6 protein-coding genes are annotated in these 2,864 nt (G+C 65.6%); 5 read left to right on the top strand and 1 reads right to left on the bottom strand.

Annotation, left to right across the window (positions count from 1 at the left end; genetic code table 11):
- From ACIQ2E_RS13855 to rsmD, 3 genes are all read left to right on the top strand, one after another.
- Positions 1–620, top strand: a 620-nt coding sequence (locus tag ACIQ2E_RS13855; RefSeq protein ID WP_398331751.1) for an LOG family protein, incomplete at its 5' end; no start/stop codon positions are given.
- Positions 621–623: 3 nt separating this feature from the next.
- Positions 624–1,250, top strand: a complete 627-nt coding sequence (gene hisH, locus ACIQ2E_RS13850) for an imidazole glycerol phosphate synthase subunit HisH (RefSeq protein WP_398331748.1) — start codon at positions 624–626, stop codon at positions 1,248–1,250.
- A complete protein-coding gene (gene rsmD, locus ACIQ2E_RS13845; RefSeq protein ID WP_398331745.1) occupies positions 1,247–1,819 on the top strand; it encodes a 16S rRNA (guanine(966)-N(2))-methyltransferase RsmD in 573 nt (190 codons plus the stop codon). The genes hisH and rsmD overlap by 4 nt, the downstream gene beginning before the upstream one ends.
- Positions 1,820–1,838: 19 nt before the next feature.
- Here rsmD and petG read toward each other — a convergent pair whose 3' ends face one another.
- Positions 1,839–1,952 (bottom strand): cytochrome b6-f complex subunit V, encoded by a 114-nt coding sequence (gene petG, locus ACIQ2E_RS13840; RefSeq protein WP_010303680.1) that lies wholly within the window; start codon positions 1,950–1,952, stop codon positions 1,839–1,841.
- A 73-nt stretch (positions 1,953–2,025) separates the two neighbouring features.
- On the opposite strand from petG, the gene ACIQ2E_RS13835 reads away from it, so the two are divergent.
- Entirely contained in the window at positions 2,026–2,418 is a 393-nt protein-coding gene (locus tag ACIQ2E_RS13835; RefSeq protein ID WP_296442507.1) for a cytochrome c, read from the top strand.
- Positions 2,415–2,864 (top strand): RNA methyltransferase (locus ACIQ2E_RS13830; RefSeq protein ID WP_398331740.1); only part of this gene is annotated, 450 nt, incomplete at its 3' end. The genes ACIQ2E_RS13835 and ACIQ2E_RS13830, both read left to right, overlap by 4 nt.

Raw genomic sequence — 2,864 nt, 5'->3', positions numbered from 1 at the left:
GCCGTCTACTCCACTTCCGCTACTTCTTCACCCGCAAACTCTTTTTCCTGCGCGAGAGCGATGCCCTGGTGGTGATGCCGGGTGGCTTCGGCACCTTCGATGAGCTGTTTGAGTCGCTCACCTTGATCCAAACAGGCCGCACGCCCCCGATTCCGCTGGTGATGCTGGCGCCGAGCGGCGATCGCTTCTGGCCTGACTGGCTGAAAGACATCCAGAGCGATCTGGCCAGCCGCGCGCTGATCTCCCCGGAAGACACCAGCCTGCTCAAACAGGCCAGCACCGCCGCCGAAGCGATGCAGCACATCTGTCATTTCTATCGGGTCTTCCACACGGCGCAGTTCGCCGAAGACCGGATGGAACTGCTGCTGCACAGCGAACTCCCCGCAGACACCGTGGCCGAGCTCAACCGTGAATTTGATGATCTGGTGGATGAGGGCAGCCTCAGCCAAGGTGAAAGCTGCGACAGCAACGGCATCCTTCGGCCCTGCTTGCGCTTCCATCTCGATCGCCGCCGGGTGGGGCTGCTCTATCAACTCATCGACCGACTCAATGATCTGCCGCTGGAGGTTGCACCGGCGATCGAGCAACCTGGCGAAAGGATCCGCTCTGCCCTCTCCTAATTCATGAGCACCATCGGCCTGATCGATTACGGCATGGGCAATCTGCATTCGGTGCAACGGGCGTTTGAACGCCTGGGCAGCCGAATTCAGGCCGTGACCACCAACGAGCAGATGCCAGGCTGCGATGCTCTCGTGCTGCCTGGAGTGGGAGCCTTCGATCCCGCCATGCAGCGGCTGGAGCAATCCGGGCTAGCCGAAGGCCTGCAGCAGTGGTGCCGAGCGGGTGGGGCTTTGCTCGGGATCTGCCTGGGCCTGCAACTGCTGTTTGAAGGCAGCGATGAAGGCGAAAGGCAGGGGCTCGGCCTGCTGCAGGGCCATGTGGCCGCGCTGCCCAAACAGTCGGGCCATCCGGTTCCCCACATGGGCTGGGAGCCTCTGCAGCCCCGCACCCCCAGCCCCTTGTTGCCTCCCGATGGCCAGCCCGCCTGGATGTATTTCGTGCACTCTTACGCGGCAGTACCCAGCGAACCCAGCTGCACCACAGCGGCGGTGACTTTCGGAGAGCACAGCATCACCGCTGCCGTCTGGCAGGGGCGCATCGGTGCCTGCCAGTTCCACCCGGAGAAATCAAGCCTCAGTGGTGAAGCGATGCTGCGCCGCTGGCTCGCCTGGGTGGATCAGCAGGGATGAGCCTGCGTCTCAGTGGTGGCCGGCGCCTGCAGAGCCCACCGGGAGACACCGCTCGGCCCACCCCCTCGCGCGTGCGGCTGGCGGTGATGAACATGCTGGCCGCCGAGCTGCCCGGCAGCCGCTGGCTGGATCTGTTCTGCGGTAGCGGCGTGATGGGCTGTGAAGCGCTGCAGCGCGGCGCCGCTGCTGTGGTGGCCGTGGATCAGCAACGGACAATGGCGAGCACCAGCCGCGCCAACCTCGAACTCACCGCCTCCGGGCTGATGCCCACACCCCTGCTGCAGGTGGAGTGCCAGGAGGTTGTGCGCTGGCTTGAGGCCGGCCGGCCTGCTGCTCTGCCGCCCTTCGATCTGATCTATGCCGATCCGCCCTACGCCGCTGGGCTCTACGGATCCGTTGCCGCAGCGGTGCTGCAAGGCGGTTGGCTGAACAGCCACGGTTTGCTGTTGATGGAATGCAGCTCCGAAGCCCTGCCCACCAGCTCAGATGGGACGTTTGAGGGATGGGAGCTGCTCAAGCACAAGCGCTACGGAAGCAGCACAGTGTTGATGCTGACTGCTGCAGGTTGATGAAGCAAAAGGCAGGGCTTCAGCCGCCCAGAGCGCTGCCGCGGCGGTACTGGTTCCAGGCAGCTACGAACAGGCCGGTGAGCGTCACGGGAATCAGACCGAGCACGATGCCGCAGAGCAGGGGTTCGATCATGGGGTGAAACGCCAGCGTTGGTTGCACAATTCTTCCACGCGCTCGTGCCAAGCGCGAACCACCCACACCATCTGTGACTGCGTCGTCCACCCCTGAGAGCACCAAGCCTGCCGGCGGCAGCCGCGGCTTGATCCCAGCCTTGGTGCTGCTGGCGGCAGCCTGCGTCGCCGTGTTGGCGCTGGTGGTGCTGCCAGCGGCCCGCAGCGATCCCTACACCCGCAGCACCCTCCAACTCAGCGGCGCAGCCGATCGGGGCGAGCAGCTGTTTTTGATCAACTGCGCCGGTTGCCACGGGATCGCGGCCCAGGGACTTGTGGGCCCGGATCTGCATGGCGTGGATAGCCGCAAAAACAACCGTCAGCTGATTCAGCAGGTGGTGAGCGGCCGCACACCTCCCATGCCGCGGTTCCAGCCCGAGCCCCAGGCGATGGCGGATCTGCTCGCCTACCTGCACACGCTCACATGAGCCTGGCGGTGGTGCTGGTGGAGCCCGCAGGCCCCCTCAATGTGGGCAGCGTGGCCCGGCTCTGCGCCAACTTCGCCATCGAGCAGCTGCGGCTGGTGGCCCCGCGCTGCGATCACCGCGGCCCTGAAGCCCGGCAGATGGCCGTGCATGGTGAGGCACTACTGGAGCAGGCCACGCTCTATCCCGACCTGGCCGCTGCCATTGCCGACTGCCAGCGGGTGGTGGCCACCAGCGGCCGGATTGAAACCGAGAGCCTGCCGCTCAGCGAGCCGGGCCCGGCCTTGCGCTGGCTCTGCCAAGACACCAGCAGCCATGGAGCCAGCAACAAGCGGATGGCGGCTTTGGTGTTTGGGCGGGAAGACCGGGGGCTGAGCAACGCCGAACTGCTCCAGGCCGGCCGGGTGGTGCGCCTGGCCACCAGCGAGGCCTATGCCTCCCTCAACCTG

Source organism: Vulcanococcus sp. (assembly GCF_044369115.1).
GTDB lineage: Bacteria > Cyanobacteriota > Cyanobacteriia > PCC-6307 > Cyanobiaceae > Vulcanococcus.
Note: the sequence above shows the minus strand (reverse complement) of the source record. Positions and strands in the feature narration are given on the sequence as shown.